The sequence below is a fragment of the Pantoea sp. X-Soil-TKNS-1207 genome, assembly GCF_059730485.1.
On the sequence record NZ_AP035959.1, the window covers coordinates 299,586 to 318,124 of the forward strand.

11 protein-coding genes are annotated in these 18,539 nt (G+C 54.7%); 6 read left to right on the forward strand and 5 right to left on the reverse strand.

The genetic code is table 11. The features are described from left to right. Nucleotides 1-40: 40 nt before the first annotated feature. The 4 genes from AC6I8V_RS21600 to AC6I8V_RS21615 are packed head-to-tail and all read left to right on the forward strand — an operon-like array spanning nucleotide 41 to nucleotide 3,032. Nucleotides 41-799 (forward strand): SDR family NAD(P)-dependent oxidoreductase, encoded by a 759-nt coding sequence (locus AC6I8V_RS21600; protein ID WP_497846522.1) that lies wholly within the window; start codon nucleotides 41-43, stop codon nucleotides 797-799. 22 nt (nucleotides 800-821) lie between these two features. Then, complete coding sequence (locus tag AC6I8V_RS21605) at nucleotides 822-1,646, forward strand: N-acyl homoserine lactonase family protein (RefSeq protein ID WP_497846523.1); 825 nt, start codon at nucleotides 822-824, stop codon at nucleotides 1,644-1,646. Nucleotides 1,647-1,684: 38 nt separating this feature from the next. Next, entirely contained in the window at nucleotides 1,685-2,215 is a 531-nt protein-coding gene (locus AC6I8V_RS21610) for a type II 3-dehydroquinate dehydratase (protein ID WP_497846524.1), read from the forward strand. 49 nt (nucleotides 2,216-2,264) lie between these two features. After that, nucleotides 2,265-3,032: an SDR family NAD(P)-dependent oxidoreductase gene (locus tag AC6I8V_RS21615; RefSeq protein ID WP_497846525.1), complete on the forward strand. Its 768-nt coding sequence runs from the start codon at nucleotides 2,265-2,267 to the stop codon at nucleotides 3,030-3,032. Between the two features lie 154 nt (nucleotides 3,033-3,186). On the opposite strand, the gene AC6I8V_RS21620 is transcribed toward AC6I8V_RS21615, so the two are convergent. Then, a complete protein-coding gene (locus AC6I8V_RS21620) occupies nucleotides 3,187-3,573 on the reverse strand; it encodes a DUF4440 domain-containing protein (protein WP_497846526.1) in 387 nt (128 codons plus the stop codon). Then, the gene (locus AC6I8V_RS21625; protein ID WP_497846588.1) at nucleotides 3,573-4,949 is read right to left on the reverse strand and encodes an MFS transporter; all 1,377 of its coding nucleotides are present in this window, start codon (nucleotides 4,947-4,949) and stop codon (nucleotides 3,573-3,575) included. The genes AC6I8V_RS21620 and AC6I8V_RS21625 overlap by 1 nt, the downstream gene beginning before the upstream one ends. Before the next feature lie 125 nt (nucleotides 4,950-5,074). Here AC6I8V_RS21625 and AC6I8V_RS21630 point away from each other — a divergent pair, with 125 nt between their 5' ends. Then, a complete protein-coding gene (locus AC6I8V_RS21630; RefSeq protein WP_497846527.1) occupies nucleotides 5,075-5,989 on the forward strand; it encodes a LysR family transcriptional regulator in 915 nt (304 codons plus the stop codon). Between the two features lie 8 nt (nucleotides 5,990-5,997). Here the strand turns inward: AC6I8V_RS21630 and AC6I8V_RS21635 are convergent, their stop codons facing one another. The 3 genes from AC6I8V_RS21635 to AC6I8V_RS21645 all read right to left on the reverse strand — a co-directional run bounded on the left by AC6I8V_RS21635 (nucleotide 5,998) and on the right by AC6I8V_RS21645 (nucleotide 9,627). Continuing rightward, entirely contained in the window at nucleotides 5,998-8,931 is a 2,934-nt protein-coding gene (locus tag AC6I8V_RS21635) for an SET domain-containing protein (RefSeq protein WP_497846528.1), read from the reverse strand. A gap of 213 nt (nucleotides 8,932-9,144) precedes the next feature. Next, nucleotides 9,145-9,387 (reverse strand): hypothetical protein, encoded by a 243-nt coding sequence (locus tag AC6I8V_RS21640; RefSeq protein ID WP_497846529.1) that lies wholly within the window; start codon nucleotides 9,385-9,387, stop codon nucleotides 9,145-9,147. Between the two features lie 78 nt (nucleotides 9,388-9,465). Continuing rightward, nucleotides 9,466-9,627, reverse strand: a complete 162-nt coding sequence (locus AC6I8V_RS21645) for a YnfU family zinc-binding protein (RefSeq protein ID WP_497846530.1) — start codon at nucleotides 9,625-9,627, stop codon at nucleotides 9,466-9,468. A 322-nt stretch (nucleotides 9,628-9,949) separates the two neighbouring features. Here AC6I8V_RS21645 and AC6I8V_RS21650 point away from each other — a divergent pair, with 322 nt between their 5' ends. Next, entirely contained in the window at nucleotides 9,950-18,538 is an 8,589-nt protein-coding gene (locus AC6I8V_RS21650; protein WP_497846531.1) for a GH36-type glycosyl hydrolase domain-containing protein, read from the forward strand. The last annotated feature ends 1 nt before the right edge of the window (nucleotide 18,539 follow it).

The window sequence follows — 18,539 nt, forward strand, 5'->3', positions numbered from 1 at the left end:
TCGAATTGTCACCCATAACAAACGCAATGAGGAAAACACGATGGAATTCACCAATAAAGTGGTCATCATCACCGGTGCAGGTCAGGGTATTGGCCGCGCTTATGCACACGCGTTTGCCGAGGCGGGCGCTTCGGTCGTCGTCGCCGACCTGAATCTGGAGAAGGCGCGCAATGTGGTGGATGAGATCCACACGGCCACGTCGCAGAAGGCGTTAGCGGTGCAGGTGGATGTCTCTGACCGTGCCAGCGCGCAGCAGATGGCTGACCAGACCCTTGCCGCCTTTGGCCGCATTGATGCGTTGATCAACAACGCCGCGATCTTCTCCACGCTGAAAATGAAACCGTTCGAAGAGGTGTCGCCGGAAGAGTGGGACCAGGTGATGGCGGTGAACGGGCGCGGCGTCTTCTTCTGCTGTCAGGCAGTTGCGCCAGCCATGAAAAAGCAGCGCTACGGCAAAATCGTCAATATTTCTTCCAGCGTGGCGGTGACCGGTCGCGCCAACTATGCCCACTATGTCGCGTCGAAAGGCGCAGTGGTTTCTCTGACGCGCGCCCTGGCGACTGAGCTGGGTGAATATGAGATCAACGTCAACGCAATCAGCCCGCATGGCATTGTCACCGAAGTGCCGCGCGACACCATTCGTCCCGAGCAGTGGGATGCCATTCTGGCGTCGCAGGCCATCAAACGTAAAGGCGACGTTAGCGACATGGTCGGCACCACCATGTTCCTGGTCTCTGATGCGGCGAAATACATCACCGGCCAGACCCTGAATGTGGATGCGGGCCTGCGCTACAACTGATCATCTGTCGCGGAGAAAGCATATGAAAATGCATGTGCTTGATTTAGGTGAACTCACACTGGATCAAAATCTGATGGTGGCTGGCAGCGCCATTGCGACTGCCAGCAATCCATGTGCAGCCAACGCGATGGTTGATATCCCGGTGTCGGGCTACTGCATTGAGCATCCTGAGGGCCACATCCTTTTTGATATGGGATGCAATCCTGGCGCGATGGGTGAAGAAGGGCGCTGGTCGCCCTTTCTGCAGGAACTCTGTCCGTACAAAGGGGGAGAAGAGTGTCAACTGCCAAACCGGCTGGCGCAGCTGGGGCTGGGGCCTGACGACATCCGCTACGCGGTGCTTTCGCATCTGCACAATGATCATGCCGGATGCGTTGAGTTCTTCCGCAAAAGCCAGCTGATTGTACACGAGGCGGAGTTTGATGCCGCCTTACGCGCCTTCGGCACGCGCAATGACAGCTCACCCTATGTGCGGCGGGATATCGATAACTGGGTGCGCCAGGATCTTAACTGGTATCTGTTTGATCGCCATATCCCCAGCCTGACGCTGGCTGATGGCGTCACCATTCATAACTGGGGGTCAGGGCACAGCCACGGCATGTTAGGACTTGAAGTTCAGCTGCGTGAGACAGGATCGGTGATCCTCACGTCGGACGCCGTCTATCAGCAGAAAAACTTCGATTATCCGCCGCGTTTGCCCGGCGTGGCCTGTGATCCGATTGGCGCATTAAATACGGTAGAAAAAATCCGTGCGCTGGCGCGGCGCAATCAGTCACAGGTGTGGTTTGGCCATGATCCTGAGCAATTCGCCACGCTAAGAAAATCAACCGAAGGGTGGTATGAGTAACTGCCCTCAGACAATTTGCCTCTTACCGGAGAAATAGAATGTCTAATCACTCTGTACAAATTACCCGTAGCAGTAATCGACAGCATGTTATTGCGGTGATTGATGGTCCGAATATGTCGAATCTCGGCGCCCGCAGCAAAAAGGTTTACGGAAAAATTAACTCACTGGATGAATTAAAAGCCTACGTAGCTGGCTACGGTGAGCAATTGGGCGTCAAAGTTGAAAACTTCTCTTCCAATCATCAGGGCGACATTCTCGAATATATTCACGAATCCGCCAGTCGCGTAGATGGCTACATTATTAATCCAGCGGGCGCCACCACCATTGGTGAGGGTATTCGTCATGCGCTGGAAGATACCGGTCGTCCGGTGATGGAAGTGCATTTCGCCAACATTGCCGCTTCAGCCGGTGCGGCACGCGGGCTGGGCGGTGGCAGCATTCAATCAAGTTTTACCCATACCGCAACGGGCATGTGTATGGGGATGCGTCAATACAGCTATATTGGCGCCCTGACGGCGCTGGTCATGGGGCTGGATGACGAGGATTTCCTCGGGGCAGAGTCAGCCTGATTACCCTGTCGGCCGCCACGTCAGGCGGCCTGCTGTCGGAGAAAAATCTATGGCGAGAACAGCATTTGTCACCGGGGCAACATCAGGTTTTGGTCAGGCCATCGCGCGAAAACTGGCGCAGGAGGGGTGGAATGTCATTATCACCGGACGGCGCAAAGCGCGTCTGGAGGCATTAGCCGCAGAGCTGGAAGGCTACTCGGCGATTCTGCCTTTGGCTTTTGATATTACGGATAAAGACGCGGTGCTGAGCGCGATTGCCGGTTTAAGCGGCGAGTTTGCTCAGGTCAGCGCTTTGATTAATAACGCCGGGATGGCTTCCGGCGCGGCTCCTGCGCAGGAGTGCAGCCTGGATGACTGGGAAGCGATGATCGATACCAATATCAAAGGGCCGCTTTACTGCACTCATGCGCTGTTACCGGTACTGCTGGCGCAAAAAGCGGGCGCGGCGATTGTTAATATTGGTTCTGTTGCGGCCAATACGCCGTATCCTGGCAGCCATGTCTATGGCGCGAGCAAAGCCTTTATTCACCAGTTTTCGCTCAATCTGCGCTGCGATCTGGTGGGTACCGGCGTGCGCGTCACGGATGTACAACCCGGATTATCGAGAACCGAGTTTTCGCTGGTGAGATTCGACGGCGACAGCGAGCAGGCGGATTCGGTTTATGCCGGAACCGATCCCATTTTGCCCGCGGACATTGCCAATACGGTTTATTGGGTATTAAGCCAGCCCGCCAATATGAATGTGAATACGGTAGAAGTGATGGCGGGTTGTCAGGCGTGGAAAGGATTTAATATTGTCAGGAACAGTAACCCGTGATGCGCTGAGCGAGCTAAAAGTGATAAGTGACATTATCAAATTGGCTTACAGCCAAAGTACGCATAACGCGCATTATGTTAAATAAGCTATCCACCTCAGGCCAGCAACCCACACCTTCACGTAGCGGCGCGATTTATCGCGCCTGTTTTGAGTTTTATATCGCTGTCTCATGAAGATGACGCCAGATAACGCGGTCATTGTTATCCAGTTCAAATACGACAGTTGAGAATCGGCGTGTTGCAGGCTGTCCCGGCAAAATCTGGCTTTCCTGATAAGTGACTGTCGCACCCTTCTCACTTTCAGCGATGAGCTGCATATGGCCGATGTCAATTTCCAGACCGGCTCTCGCGCCACCCTGAGTACGGAAAAAAGCATCCAGCGTCGTAAAGTCGAGCAAAGAGCCGCTGAGCGTTACCATTGAATAATCCGGACTAAAGCGTGCAAGCAGATTTTCGCACACGGTTGGATCAGTCGCGGCATCACCCATCCAGCGACGGATTAACTGATGCGCATCTAATACTTCCTGAAAATAACGATTCATTACTTCTCCTGATTGAGTGTAAGGATGACGCTTCGATTGGCGATACGAAGACAAAACATCAGCGGGATGACCACACTACCGGCGGCAATAACAAAACAAAGGCGATATGCCTCGCCTGATGCAAGACCTGAGTTAACAAGTACGTTGAGCAGTAAACTCATCAGGGTGACACCGAAACAAAAACTAAGCTGACGATTGATGTTCCACAGCGCACTGGCATCCGCCAGTTCGTGGTCGGCAATCCGAATAAATGCCGAACTCTGCGCCGTACTGCTGCACAGACTTCCTCCGAACCCCATAAAAATAAAAGCCATGACTGTTGTGCTGATGTCCGACGCCTGACCCGTCAGCGCCAGTAAACCAATCCCCAGGCTTTGTACCAGACACCCGGCGATAAACAGTGGACGTGGACCTGATTGATTGAATTTTTTACCGGTCAGGCTGATTGCCACAAATGACGCTAAAGCCCAGGGAAGCATCATCGCTCCCGCCTCGCTCGCACGCATTCCCAGCTGGTTTTGCAGATAAAGCATTGCCACCAGGCTGACGCCGGTAAACACGCCGGGTACAAACTGATAAATCAGCATTGCTGTTTTTAGCAGAGGCTCCTGCACTAATTGCAGCTTCAGCAGCGGTTTGGTTTTACGCAAGGCGCTGCGGATATAGCAGGCCAGCATAATCAGCCCTGAGAGCAATAACATCGCCCCCGGCAGAAGATAATGGGCTTCGCCAAGGTAAGTCAGACCCAGCAGGATAAGTGTTAATGCCGAGCAGCCACCGATCAGGCCGCCGAGATCAAGGCGTTGCATTGATTCCGTTTTAACGTCCGGTTTCAGCCAGCATCCGGCAAGGAGTAAAGCGACGACGGCCAGCGGCAGACTCGCGAGGAAGACCCAGCGCCAGTTGACATAATCAACCAGCATCCCACCCATCGCGGGGGAAAGCGCCGGTGCCAGCAAAGCGACTAACATGACCGCAGATGACAATTTTGCCCTTTCATTGATGCGATACAGGGAATAGGTCATCGTCTGCCCAAGGGGAATCAGTAATCCGCCACCTGCCCCCTGCACCCATCGCCAGCCGATAAGTTGCGCTGCCGATGACGCACTGCCTGCGCCACAGGTGCCGCTAATAAAAATGACCAGCGAGAGGATAAACAAACGCTTTGGCCCTACCCGATGGGTAAGCCAGCTGCTGAGGGGTATCACCAAAGTCAGGCCTAAAATATAGGCGTTGCTTACCCAGGCTAACAGGTTTACTGGCGCACCCAATTGCCTGCCGATATCGGGATAGGCGACATTGGCAATAAACATGTTAATCAGATCTATAAAGAATCCGAGCAGATAAACAGTGGCGACGCGCACGCGATAAGTCATTTTTTTCTCATGATCAACGACAGAGTGGGCGCAGTATAGGAGCAGGATTATCAGGGATAAATCCACCATTCGCGGTTATACTGTCAAAAATATTTTGACAATCAGACCGCTAAATTAGGTGATCAATGTTCAATATGCATCGTCTGGAAATGTTCGTTGCGGTTGTGGAAGCCGGGAGTTTTACCGGAGCGGCCCAGACACTGGGATTAACCAAAGCTGTTGTCAGCTTTAACATCCGGCAGCTGGAGGAGACGCTGGGTGTATCGTTGCTGGCGCGCACGACCCGCAAGGTTTCAGTGACTGATACCGGCGAACGCTTTTATCATCGCTGCCAGCAGCTGCTTCAGGATGCTGAACGTGTTCTGGATGATGTGCGGAGCGATCATTGCGGCTTGAGGGGTATTTTGCGGATTACGACTACGCCTGAGTATGGGACGCGGGTTGTTGTTCCGGCGCTGGCCGCTTTTGCGGCTCAGCATTCTCAACTGCGCATCCAGCATGTCTCCTCTTCGGGACATGATGATCTGGTTTCGGGGCGTTTTGATGTTGCCATCCGGCTTGGTCAGCTGGCCGACTCGACGCATCATGCGAAGCTGATTGACCAGTTTGACATTATACCGGTCGCGGCGCCTGACTATTTAAGCACCCTGGCGTGCAGTGAGATCAACAAGTTAGAGCAGCTTGCCGACGCCCGCTGGATTGCTCACAGTCGTCTCGCAACCCCGCTGAGCTGGCAGATTTTAACGCCAGAAGGTGACAGCGTTCTGTTTCGGGCAAACCACCCAGCCAGGGTGATGGCTGACAGCGCCGCGTCGTTACTGGCATTTGCCAAAAATGGCGCGGGGGTAGCCTTACTGCCTGCCTGGCTGGTGCAGGACGAGATAGCTGCGGGCAGCCTGCAACCGTTACTTCCCGGCTATCGCTTTCCTCGTCAGGGTATTTATGCACTTTATCCCAACACCCGCCACGTTCCTGAGAAAGTCCGCATGTTTATCGATTTTTTCCAGCAGTGGGTTTTAACATCCAGCAGCAGAACATAAGATCGCCGTTACACCGCGCCGGGATCTTCCCGTTTAACAACCAGCCCGCTGAGTTCTATTTTCAGATCTTCAATATCCCTATCTGTATCCTGGTCAATGCGGGATATTCCTCTGGCCAGCGCGTCAAAAAGATTATCAGCAGTATCGCGGCTTCTTTTAAGAATTGGCCATGTTGCTGGCCCGCTGCGGTCTTTTTCGGGCATACGTAACGCATCGTACAGCACCAGGCTGCGTTTATTTTGCCGGACGCGCAAGGCAACCAGTTTATCGACCGGGAAAGCCGCTGCCCCGATGCTCGCTGACTGCCATCCCGCCGGGGTACAGATCCGCACCCTGTTATCCCATTCGATAACAATAATATTCAGATCTTTTTCTTTCGCTATTTGCTCAATTTGCTCATTTTTCTGCGATTCATAATTCGCGATATCGATTGCGTTTAATTCATAGTCAGGACCGTAGCTAACTTTAAGTTCCTCACCGGGTTCAATCGCTGTCAGCGCGACATAAATGGGTGTCGTCCCCTTTTGTCCCGGCTTTTTTGCATAGAAAATTTGCACGTTATTTTCTCCACGAAAAGGAAAACCAGCAAGGTTCGCGGTATTGATCAGGGCCAGATGATTGGGATGTTCATAACCGCTGAGATAAACGTTTTCCTGACGGGCGGCAAATAAATAAGTAAAGGTGGCATGTGTCCCCTGCCTGCTTATCGCGGCATCAAGGCTTGCCCGTGTCCTGTGAATAGCTGCCGAATAGATACCCAGATATTTCCCGGCGGGAAGCGTCTTTTTTGCCACAATCTGATTGCCGACTGGATCGTCCGGATCGTTTTTAATCTCGAAATATTCGTTAAATAAGGCCGCATCACTTTGCCCATCGGTTCTGACCGACTCCTTCACCGCTGCCAGTAACGGCTGTTGCTGGTCTGCTGGCAGGCGCCTGAGACCGGCGACCTCGACCTTTTGCCAGTCACCCAGCGTCGCCTCAGTAGCGCTCTGACCGGTAGCAGCATCGATCACGATTGGCCCGCAATAACCTTCCGCTTTGATCGCAAATAACGTTTCTTTAATGATTTCAGGATCGTCAATATCTTCGCTGAGAACCTCTTCCGGCTCCTGTTTGATTTTTACCGCTGGATTAACCAACGCCTCAAGCGTTTCCAGCGGAATGTCATAGTGAACGGTCATCTTTTCCAGCGTCACTTCCGCTGGACAGGCGGGATCCTCGAACAGGGCGACCACCGCGTTTATTTTCTCTGGTCCCTCAGGTACGACATGGGCGTTTAGCCATGCCGCTACACTCCTTAGCTTCTTCCAGTGACGGCGGATGGCCGTCTCCACGGAATCCCGCTTGAGGTTATAGCGTGTAGCGAGATGGGCGGGTTTAACGCCCGCTGGACGGGTAGCGTCAAAATAAAACATGGCCACTTTGCCCGGTTTTATCGACTTATCAGGTGCGGGCAGATTATTCAGCCATGCCAGATCGATCTCAGACAGCGGTTCAGGATAGAGCTTTGCCCGCAGGCGATTGATGGCCATATACAGGGTGGTTATTTTGATCCCATAGTAATTTGCCAGCAACGTCTGAGTGACGATTACCGGACGACTTTTATCAAGGAAAAAAGCCGCCACCTGATCGGGGGTTTGCGCGCCTTCAGGCCTGGGAAGCGTTTTAAACCAGACCTTGATCTCTGGTGAGCTTATTTCAGCAATGCGAACCAATCTAATCCGCGTAATTGCGGATTTCAGCGACGTTTCTTTAACTTTATAGTAAGCGGCCATTTGGCCGACTTTAACGTCTGCTGGCCGGCTGTCGTCCACAAACAACGCGGCAACTTTGGCGAGGGTCATGGTGCTATCCGGTTTGGGGAGCTGCGCAAACCACGCCTGTACCGCGGGCGGCTGGTCTTGCAGGGCGAATTGTTTACTTAACATGTTTCTCAGCTTCCTGAGTCTGCTGATAGTGCTGTCCAGCGAACCGAGCTTCCTGATGCCATAGTGCACGGCCATATGTGCTGACGTGATCTCTGCCGGGCGGGTGGCATCCATATATAGCTCGGCCACCCTGGCGATTTTGCCAATGTTGCTGATCACCTGATAATTAGCCAGCCATGCCGCGGCAGCCGGTGACAACGGTTGCAGGTTATTGATTCGCCTGAAGTGGCTGATAGCGGAATTCAGAGATTCAACGCTAACGCCAAAATAATCTGCGGTTTCCTGCCGGGTTAAATCTGTCGGGTTACTGGGGTCCAGACACAGGGCGGCGATCGCTTCGATGCGATCCTCGCCTTGCGGCACGTTGCGTGCGTTAAGCCATTCTTCGACTGCCGGGGGATACACACGCGTTTTTTTTGCGGGCGGAGTTCCGCCGGGCAGAGAAATCACCCGGTTATCTTCACCGATAACCCTGCCCGTCTCACGGTAAACCCCGGCATGATAACGCCAGGTGCTCCTGCCGTTTTGCGCGCTGCCGATTTTCACATATTCCACGCTACGCGATGCGTCGGTGTTGATGACGTACACCTTCTGATACAGCCCATTGGTGGGCTGCAACGCTGCCAGTCGGGAGGCATCCAGCCTCAGCAGTTTTCCGTCCACCAGATGAAATCCCTCATCCGCCTGCAACACCGGTTTGCCCGTATGACCGTCCACCTGTGGGACTTCATACCAGTCGTCATGGCGGATAACCGGTTTGTCACCGCCATCAATCCCCTGCTCATCCGCTTCGCGCACGTAGAGCCAGCCGGTGTGCCGGTCGCGGTACAGATTTGATGGCGCGTTTTCTCCCGTCACCGCTACCAGGCGCAGGGCTGAGCACCTCTGGGTCAGTGGCTCGGCCAGGCTGGTGCAGATAAAACGAATGTGATTATGCCAGCCTGCGTGGCCGGACGACGGCGCTGGACTGCTGGAGTGATATTTAGCCTGCGAGACTGGTGTGAATTGCATAATCTCCCCTCCCTGGGTGGCTGAACAGGGAGTATGCCAGACACCGGTGCGTCAGCCAGGCGTTAAGCAAGTGAGAAATATATGAATTTGTTATCAGGAATATCGTCAGTTTTTTGATCGCATCTGCTCACCCTTTTTCTGTCATAAAGGATGAGTGGCAGGGGCAGCAAAAAATAAAGCGTGGGTATTCAGTGTTTATCAATCGAATGCTAATTACCCCACCGTCGTAATCGAACCGGTAAATTTTACCGCCGGAGGTAAAGCCATCCAGAATAATACGCCCATGGCAACGTCATAATCAGTATGTGATTCAACAAAAACATGCTCGCCTGCGGGTGTTTGTCCGCTATAAAGCCAGCCGCCTTCGACCTCGCCATTTTCGAATTGAACAATGCACTCCTGTTTAAAACCTGGATTCTGATCATTAATATCAATCCATTCAAGTATATGTCGCATAATGCACACCATTAAGTACAGGAGAGGATTGGGAGTGAAATGAATTCGCTGCGCTGCATTAAACCGCGCGAAAGAAAATCATTTCTTGTCGATAAACAGAGATTTGCATTGAGGGCAAATCATTACCTGCCCACGTACTTGTTTTGCATAGGATTGCCTGGAAATTATTTTGCATTCCGGGCACTGTGAATTAACTTCTTTGTATCGCATGGCATCTAGCGTTCGGTTTAGCCAGTTCATGATATTTGCCTCTTAATGAGGTTTCAGCATAACACACCTTTCTGCCTTCCACCTGACAATACGCACCAGTAAATAAATTAAACGCTAACAGGCTCATAACTCGACGTTTAATTTTTTTAATTTTCATTAGCACGCTGATGATTAAAAAACGACGTGGTTTGTTTTCGGCTTTATACCGATTTCATGCGCCTTTGAACGATAAGGAGACTATACTTTTATTCTGTTCTTTATGAATAAAACCCACCGGCAAAACGACGTCCCGGAATGAACTTCTTCTTTTCTTCCCGCCATACGTTATTTTTTCTTAACTCAGGGTAATAAAATGAAATTCAGATTTATACGCTGGCCTGATACGTCAGGGGATTCTGTCATTGCACCGGCGGTGCAGATATCTTTTTTGCCCAAAAATGGTGTTTATCAGGAGAGTAAACCCGAAATTTTTACTGAAGCGCAGATGGAAAATTATGGCGAAAAGCTGGCGCATACCCACGCCCTTTCTGGCAGTAAAGGGGCTTATCGCCTGTTGCAACGCCTGGCGCAAAGCGAGCAATCGCTGATTAAAAATGCCGAAATTTTATGTGTCGGGGATAAAAGAAGCCTCACACCCGCTGGCGTCTGGGTGCTGGATAATTTTTATATCATCGAGGAACAGATTCGGCTGATTCGGCAATTGCTTCCGGCAAAATTTGGCCAGGGTCTACCGGTGATCCGGGAACCGGTTCATTTTCTGCGCATTCAGGCGATAGCGGATGAAATGGTGAGGCACAGTGACGGGCGCATCGAAAGCAACATACTGCATCGGCTCGTCTCTTCCTATCAACGTGTAACGCCGCTGATGCTGGGGGAATTATGGGCGTTGCCCACCCTGCTGCGCTTCGCCTTAATTACGCACCTTGCTGGCATCGTCGAAGAGGTGGCGGCCATTCATCAGGAGCGGCTCAAAGCGGAAAGCTGGATCGATAAAATTCTCTCCACCAGGGAAAAGGATGCGGCAAAAGTGATTCTGGTGGTGGCGGAAATGGCGAAATTAAATCCGATGCCCTCGGGTTCGTTTGTCGCCGAATTAGCGCGCCGACTGAATGGTCTGGACAATACGCTGGCCTTAACCTGGATCGATCAACATTTGCAGACCATGGGTTTAACGGCCGCTGAAGTGATTGAGCAGTTTAATCGCCAACTGGCGCTCAGCCAGCTTTCCGTCAGCAACAGCATTACCGGCCTGCGTCAGCTGGGGGAAATAGACTGGCAGGAATTTACCGAGTCGCTCAGTCTGGTTGAATCGACTTTGCGCCAGGACCCGGCCGGGGTTTATCCGCGGATGCATTTTGACAGCCGTGACAGCTATCGCCATATCATCGAGCTGCTGGCACGCCATAGCCGTTTCAACGAGCAGCAGGTGGCACAGCAAGTGCTGGCGCTCGCCAGCCAGCCTGATCTTCCTATCCGTCAGCAACATATCGGCTATTTTCTGCTGGATAAGGGGCGGCCCCTGCTGGAACAACGTCTGGCAACCCGCTATTCACTGTTGAATCAGCTACGGCATCGTTTACATCAAACCCCGCTGCTTTCCTGGCTGGGGAGCCTCGCGTTACTGACCACCGCCTGTAGCGCGGAAATTCTCCTGCTGACACATCGGGCCGGGATGAACCTGCTGCTGTGGCTGCTGTTTATTCCTGTGGTGATTATCAGCAGCCAGCTGGTTTTACAGCTGTTGAGTGAAATCACCACCCGCAGCCGTTTTCCTTCGCCGCTTCCGCGTCTCGATTATGAAAACGCGATCCCTGATAAGGATATGACGTTAGTGGTGATCCCCTGCATGTTGGAAAGCGTCGGCGCGATTGATCGGTTACTGCGCTCGATGGAGGTCTGTTATTTAGGTAACGCCCTGCCGAACATTGTTTTTGCGCTGCTCACCGACCTGACCGACAACATTGCCGAGAAAACAACCCACGATGCCGCCCTTGTCGATTACGCGGTGCTGAAAACCGCTGCGCTTAACCGACGCTATATGACGCCTGACGATCGCTGCGCCCGCTTCACCCTGCTGCATCGCAACCGTGAGCTGAATCAGGCGCAGGGCGTCTGGATGGGCTATGAACGCAAAAGAGGCAAACTGAATGCGCTGAATCAGTGGTTGCTGGCGGCGTCGGACAATTTCAGCGTCATCACCGGCGCGACTCAGGCGCAGCTGAGCCACGTCAGATATGTGATTACCCTCGACAGCGACACGGTGTTGCCGCGCGAGGCGGCTCACAAATTGATCGGAGTGATGGCGCATCCGCTCAATACGCCGGTATTTGACCCACATTTGCAACGGGTGGTGGCGGGTTACGCCATTCTTCAGCCGCGGCTGGCTGAGGAAATTCCGCGCCACGGTCAGGGCATCTATGCAAAATTGTGCAGCGGCGTGCCAGGCAATGATCCCTACTCCTCTATCTCTTCAGATATTTATCAGGACCTGTTTGGCGAAGGGTCCTTTGTCGGTAAGGGGATCTATGATGTCGCCGCGTTCACGCAAGCCACCCGGAATGCCTGCCCGGAGAATCTGGTGCTGAGTCATGACCTGCTTGAGGGATGCTATGCCCGTTCCGGCGTCGCCAGTAACGTGGTCTTTTATGAACAATATCCCGATAGCTACCTCGCCGATGTTGCCCGTCGCTTTCGCTGGATCCGGGGAGACTGGCAACTGCTTAACTGGCTACGGCTGCGGGTGCGGCTGGAAGATGGACATCGTCAGACCAACCCGCTGAGCGCCCTTTCGCGCTGGAAAATTCTGGATAACCTGCGCCGCAGCCTGGTGGCACCCTGTTTATTGCTGGTGATCTTTCTGACCCTGACTATCCTGCCCAATCCGGGGTTATGGCTGGGCTGCCTGATGTTATTCCTCATTCTGCCGGGTGTGGCAGCCTTGCTGCTGGATGTGCTGAGAAAAGGGAAACTACGCAGCTGGCGGCAGCATTACCGTATCGTTCTCGGCGATGGGGTGGCTCGTATTTGTCGCGCCGGGCTGTTTCTGGCGACGTTGCCGCATGAAAGCTACTGGTCGGTAAAAGCCATTATCGTGACCCTGTGGCGACTGAACATCAGCCACCGTTTCCTCAGTGAATGGCAAAGCGCGGCCCACAGCGCCAGCGCGGGCAGGCTCAGAACGCGTTACTTTTATCGTGAAATGTGGGTCAACCCTCTGGCCGGTATGCTGCTGCTGACGCTGACCAGCCTGATGACGCCCGCGCTGATTGGGGTCGCGCTGCTTCTGGCGTTGCTGTGGGCGCTTGCGCCGGAATTGGTCAGACGCCTGAGTCAGTCGGCTGTCGCGCCGCAGGCCAGACTTTCCATTAAACATCAGCAGTTTTTACGCCATATCGCCCGGCGAACCTGGGCGTGGTTTGACGAATTTGTTAACGAGAAGGAGAACTTCTTACCGCCGGATAATTTACAGGAGATACCGGAAGCCGTAGTGGCGCATCGAACATCGCCGACCAATATTGGTCTGTCGCTGCTGGCAAACCTGACAGCCTGGGACTTTGGGTATCTGACGCAGCAACAGGTGCTGGAACGGACCACCGCGACGCTGGATACGATGGACAAAATGGAACATTTTCGTGGTCATCTCTACAACTGGTACGACACTCTCACCCTGCTCCCGCTGCCTCCGCGTTATGTTTCCAGTGTAGACAGCGGCAATATGGCGGCGCATCTGATCACCTTACAGGCCGGATTGTCGCAGTGGAAAAGCCAGCCGGTTCTCTCGCGGGGCGGCATGGTGCAGGGATTGAACGACACCCTTGCGCTGGCCGAAAAGGATGGCCCGGCGCTGGAGATGGCCAGCTTAGCAGCGCAGCTGGCCGTAGTCGCGAGCGCCAAACCTGAAGCGGTGCTGGCGGAACTGACCACCCTCGCCGATCTTGCCGCGCGGGTGATCAGCCACTCCGGCAGCGCGACGAAATGGCTCACTGCCTTCTCCCGCCAGCTGCACGATTTTCGTGATGAGTGGGCGCTGTTTTTTGGCTGGCTAGCGGAAAGCAGCGACTGGCCAGCGGTGTCACCCTCACTGCTCTGGCTGGCTGATTTGGCCGACCATCAGCCCGCGTTATCCCCACAACAAACCCAGCCAGTGATGTGGGCGGCACGTCAGCGGCTGGCAACCCTGATTGAGCTGGAAACCCGGCTGCGCGATCATGCAAAAATGGATTTTCGCTTTCTTTATCATCCCGCGACTGCGCTGTTGAGCGTCGGTCATAACTGTGAAAGCGGTCTGCCCGATAGCGGCAAATACGATCTTTTCCCGTCGGAAGTGCGTCTGACCCACTATTTCGCCATCTCCGCCAATCAACTCCCGATGAAGAGTTGGTTCACGCTGGGCCGATTGTTCACCCTGCTGGACGGGCAACCTGCGGTGATGTCGTGGAGCGGTTCGATGTTTGAGTATCTGATGCCTCACCTGGTGATGCCGTTTTATCCCGATACGCTGCTGGAGAAGATGGCTCTGGCCGCCGTTAAACAACAGATCGCCTCAGGTAAGGCCGCGGGAACCCCCTGGGGGGTCTCAGAATCTGCGTATGCCAGCTTCGATGCCAGCCATAACTATCAATATAAGGCGTTTGGTACGCCAGAACTGGGCCTGAAAAATGGCTTAAATCAGGAACATGTTGTCACGCCCTATGCCACGCTGCTGGCGCTGATGGTGTTGCCGCAGGCAGCGATCGCCAATCTTTATCGCCTGGAAGCGTTGGGCGCTGCCGGTGAGTATGGGTTTTATGAGGCGCTGGATTTTACCCCGCAGCGTCTGAGCGGCGGGCAGCGTTTTGTCCCGGTCAATGCCTATATGGCCCATCACCAGGGCATGGGGCTACTGGCGTTGTCTCACCTGCTGCTCAATGCCCCGATGGTGGAACGTTTTATGTCGAGCACCCTGTTCCAGTCATCGCGGTTGTTAATGCAGGAACGACTCCCGGACGATATTGAGTTATATACGCCGCGCCATCAGTTCCTCGATACGGCGGAAAACAAATCACTGCGGACGGCCAGCGGCCAGCGTGAGCTGAGCGGCAGCAATACCCGCGTACCGCAACTCCAGCTGCTGTCCAATGCGGATTACCACGTAATGATCACCCAGGCGGGGACCGGCTACAGCCTGTGGAAAGGATTGTCCCTGACGCGCTGGCGCAGCGATGCGACCAGCAATAATCATGGCGTCTTTTGTTATATCCGGGACCGGAGAACCGCTGCCGTCATGAGTCACGCCCTGCAACCGGTGGTGAAGGATCGTGCGGTTTATCAGACCCACTTCAGCGATGCTGGCGTGGAATTTCACGGTGCGGATGATGCCATCCGCACCCATACCCATATCGTTGTATCGCCGGAAGATGATATTGAAATCAGGCGAATAACCCTGACCAATCGTTCACGTCATCCCGGCGATTTTGATATCACTACCTATGCTGAGGTGGTGCTGGCGTCCGCCGGGCAGGATATGTCGCATCCGGCTTTCAGCAATCTTTTTGTGCAGACCGAAATCGTGGCTGGCGTTGAGGCCATCCTCGCGCATCGCCGCCCACGCGACGCGCAGGAAATCACGCCGTGGATGTTTCATGCCGTGACCATCCACGGCGCGTTTGAACGCACCACCAGCTATGAAACCGATCGGTCATGTTTTATCGGCCGGGGAAACAGTGTGGCAACGCCGCAGGCGCTTGCTCATGACGGCAGGCTTTCCGGCCGCGCCGGTGCGGTGCTGGACCCGGTGCTGGCTATCCGACAGGCATTCCGCCTGAAGGCGGGCGAATCGGTGGTGATCGATATGCTGTATGGCGTCACCCTGCAACGCGACACCAGCCTGGCGCTGATTGAAAAATACCGCAACCAGACCAACGCCAATCGCATCTTTGAACTGGCCTGGTCGCACAGCCAGGTGGCGCTGCGTCAGATCAATGTGCTGGCGGAAGATGCGAGCCTGTTCAACCAACTCGCCAGCGCCGTCATCTTTCCCTGCGCCGAACTGCGCGGAGAGATGACGCAGATACAGCAAAACCGCCTGGGACAGTCGGCCCTGTGGCGCCACGCGATTTCAGGCGATTTACCGATTGTGCTGGTGGTGGTGGACCATAACGAGCAGCTCGATTTGGTGTTGTCGCTGATCCAGGCGCATCAGTACTGGCGGCAGAAAGGATTACGGGTTGAGCTGGTGATCCTCAACCAGAATCAGGGCGGCTATCAGCAGACGCTGCATAACCAGATCCTCGGACTACTCAGCTCGCGGGAAGCCTCCATGCTGGCGGATAAGCCGGGTGGCATTTTCCTGCGCAAAGGCGAAAATTTTCCGGCGGAGGATCTGCGCTTATTAAGCAGTATTGCCGCTGTGGTGCTTGAAGGGCGCAAAGGCAGCCTGGCCGATCAGCTCAGCGTTCTGCTCAGGCCGGTTCGTCAGCTCTTCCCGCGATTAACGCTCGCGCCAGATTCATCTTCCTCGCAACCCGCACCGGCGCTGGCGGCTGAACCCGCGCGCTTTTTCAACGGACTGGGGGGATTCAACGCCGCAGGCGATGAATATCAGATATGCCTAAACGCAGAGCAACAAACCCCTGCGCCCTGGTGCAATGTGCTGGCCAACAGCGCCTTTGGCTCGGTGATCAGCGAAAGCGGCCAGGCCTACACTTTTTATGAAAATGCCCATGAATACCGCTTAACTCCGTGGGAAAACGATCCGGTCAGCGATCTTTCTGGCGAAGCTTTTTATATCCGGGATGAAGAAAGCGGTGAGGTGTGGTCGCCGATGCCCTTGCCGATGCGCGGTTCGGGAGATTATCGCATCCAGCACGGTTTTGGTTACAGCCGGTTCGAACACGCGCAACAGGGGATCGACTCGGCCATCACCGTATTTGTGGCGCAAACGGACGCCGTGAAACTGGCGCTGCTGACCATAAGCAACCACAGCGGCCGTACCCGCCAGATCTCCGTTACCGGTTATGTTCAGTGGATATTAGGCGAGTTAGCCAGCCAGTCAGCCAGCCATATTGTCACCTCGCCGCTGACGCTGGCGGCCGGTAGCGCCATCCTCGCCAGCAATTATTACGGCAGCTCAGGCTCTGAGCGTAGCGCGTTCTTCGCGGTGAGCGGCAACCGCATCGCCTTAAGCGCGAACCGCTACGAATGCCTTGGCCCGAATGGCACCTTAAGGCAACCGGCGATGATGCAGCGGCGTGGCTTATCGGGCAGCACCGGTGCCGGTTGCGATCCCTGCGCAACCTTACAAAGCGTCACGACGCTTATCCACGGCGACAGTCGCACCTTCGTTTTCGTGCTGGGCGTTGGGGAAGCGCAGTCCGACGTCCAGCCGCTGCTGGAGCGATATCTGGCTGGCAACAACGCCGAACAGGAGCTGGAGAAGGTGAAACAGCACTGGCAAACGCTGCTGAGGCAAATACAGGTCATCACCCCCGATCCGGCGGTCAATGTGCTGGCCAATGGCTGGCTGCTGTACCAGACGATCGCCAGCCGCCTGCTGGCCCGCAGCGGTTATTACCAGTCGGGCGGCGCGTATGGTTTTCGCGATCAGTTGCAGGATACGCTGGCGTTAGTCCATAGCGCGCCGGGCTATTTGCGCGACCAGCTGCTGCTCTGCGCTTCCCGGCAATTTGAGCAAGGCGATGTTCAGCACTGGTGGCATATGCCCGGCGGGAAAGGCGTACGTACGCGCTGTTCCGACGATTATCTCTGGCTGCCTTTTGCCCTGTGCCGCTATATCGAGGCGACAGCGGATTTGGCGCTGTTGTCACACCCCATTCCCTACCTGGAAGGACGACAGCTGAACGCCGATGAAGAGTCGATCTATGAGAAACCCAATATCAGCCAGTGCGAAGAAACGCTGTGGCAGCACTGCATTCGGGCAATCAAACACGGACTGAATTTTGGTGCGCATGGTTTGCCGCTGATGGGGGCCGGGGACTGGAATGACGGGATGAATACGGTCGGGATTGCCGGGAAAGGCGAGAGCATCTGGCTGGGATTCTTTCTTTATCGCGTGTTAACCGATTTCGCATCACTGGCGGAGCGGATTAAGGATCCGGCCACGGCCACGCTCTGTCGGCTTCAGGCGGCGCAACTCAAACAAAGGCTGAATGATGCAGGCTGGGATGGTGGCTGGTATCTGCGCGGCTATTTTGACAGCGGTGAAAAACTGGGTTCGCACGGCAGCGCCGAGTGCCAGATCGATGCCATCGCCCAGAGCTGGTCTGTGCTCTCGGGCGCGGGCGAAGCGCAAAAGAGCCGGACGGCAATGGCCGCGCTGGCGACACATCTGGTGGATAAGGAGATCGGTCTGATTAAATTGCTGACGCCGCCCTTTGACGGTGACGGGCCAAATCCAGGCTATATCCGCGGTTATCTGCCGGGTATCAGGGAGAACGGTGGGCAATATACCCACGGCGCCTTATGGGCGATTATGGCCTTTGCGCAACTGGGGGAGTTTGAACGCGCCTGGTCGCTGCTGGCGTTGATTAACCCGGTTAATCACACGCTTGAGGCCAGTAAAATGGCGATTTACAAGGCAGAACCTTACGTGATGGCGGCAGATGTCTATGCGGCCGCTGCCACCCCTGGACGCGGCGGATGGACCTGGTACACCGGCTCTGCCGGATGGGCTTATCAGCTGATTATCGAGAGCCTGCTGGGCATGGTCAGACATGGGGATTCACTGAGTCTCCATCCGCGTCTGCCCGCGGCCTGGCCGGGTGTGGAGATCCACTATCGCGCGGGCGACGCTCATTATCATATCAGGGTGACGCGCGGTGATGGCGCGGGTCAGCTCTGGCTGGATGGCCGCCAGTGTGCAGGTGAGGCGATTCCCCTCAGTAAGGACGCGGGGGAACATCAGGTGAACATCATTCTGGCGGGCATTAACCCGCCAGATTAAC